Origin of the sequence: Methylopila musalis, from assembly GCF_042679725.1 — a bacterium.
Lineage (GTDB): Bacteria > Pseudomonadota > Alphaproteobacteria > Rhizobiales > Methylopilaceae > Methylopila > Methylopila musalis.
Window position 1 is genome coordinate 1 of sequence record NZ_JBHTMX010000368.1, and the last position, 1,204, is coordinate 1,204.

Consider the following 1,204-nt stretch of genomic DNA (forward strand, 5'->3'; position numbering starts at 1 on the left):
CGGCGAGCGCGGTCTCGGCGGAAGCCGCGCGGGCGTCCCAGTCGGCGGCGGCGGGCCAGCCGTTGTCGAGCGCGATCAGCAGCGGTCCGGCGCCCTCGGGCGCAGCGGGGGCCGGGTTCCACACCGGCTTCGCCAGCGCGAACACGATCAGCGCGATCAGGGCGAGGCGCAGCAGCAGCAGCCACCACGGCATGGCGACCGGCGTCTCGCGACGGGCCTCCACGTCGAGCAGCAGCCGCGCGGGCGGGAAATCGACCTGCCGGGGTTTGGGCGGGGTCAGCCGCAGCAGCAGCCAGATGGCGGGCAGGGCGAGCAGGCCGAGCAGCAGCCAGGGGCTCAGGAAGGCGAGGGGCAGCGCGCTCATGCGCCGGCCTCGCCGAGGCGCGCGTGCAGGGCGAGCAGCGGCTCGGTGGCGGGCCGGTCGGTGCGGTGGATCTGGAAGCTCCAGGCGTGGCGGCGGGCGATCTCGGCCAGGGCCGCGCGGTGGCGGGCGAGGCGGGCCACGTAGCCGTCGCGCCAGTCCTCCGCCCGGCCGGCGGTGACGCGGGTTCCGCCGTCGGGGTCGAGGAATTCGGTGCGGCCGGCGAAGGGGAAGGTCTCCTCCGCCGGATCGACGATCATCACCAGATGGCCGCGGCCGCCGCGGGCCGCGAGCGAGGCCACGGCGGCGGCGATCTCGGCCTCCGGCGCCAGCAGGTCGCCGATGACTACGGCCTCCGACAGCCGGGCGATGGGGAAAGCCTGCGGCGGCAGGCCGCCGTCGTCCGGCGGCGCGGCGCCGAGAGCTTGGGCGAGCGTCTCGATGGCGTTGCGGCTCGCGGTCGGCCGGGTGAGGCCGAGCAGCCCCACCCGCTCGCCGCCCCGCACCAGGGCGTCGGCGAGCGCGAGGCCCAGCACCGCCGCGCGTTCGATCTTGGGCTCGGGAGCGAGGGCGGAGCGGAACGTCATGGAGCGGGAGCGGTCGATCCAGATCCAGACCGTGTGCGCCGCCTCCCATTCCTGCTCGCGCACGTAGAGATGGTCGTCGCGGGCGGAGCGGCGCCAGTAGATGCGGCCCACCGGCTCGCCGGTGGTGAAGCGGCGGTACTGCCAGAAGTTCTCGCCCACGCCCGAGCGCCGGCGGCCGTGCAGGCCGTGCGTCACCGTCGCGGAGGCGCGCCGCGCCGCCACCACCAGCCGGGGCAGGGCGGCGGACAGGCCGAGC

Annotated in this window: 2 protein-coding genes; both read right to left on the reverse strand. The window is 76.7% G+C overall.

Annotation, left to right across the window (positions count from 1 at the left end; all coding sequences use genetic code 11):
- On the reverse strand, positions 1-364 hold a 364-nt coding region (locus ACFQ4O_RS17710), incomplete at its 3' end, for a BatA domain-containing protein (protein ID WP_378777717.1).
- On the reverse strand, positions 361-1,204 hold an 844-nt coding region (locus ACFQ4O_RS17715), incomplete at its 5' end, for a DUF58 domain-containing protein (RefSeq protein WP_378777719.1). The genes ACFQ4O_RS17710 and ACFQ4O_RS17715, both read right to left, overlap by 4 nt.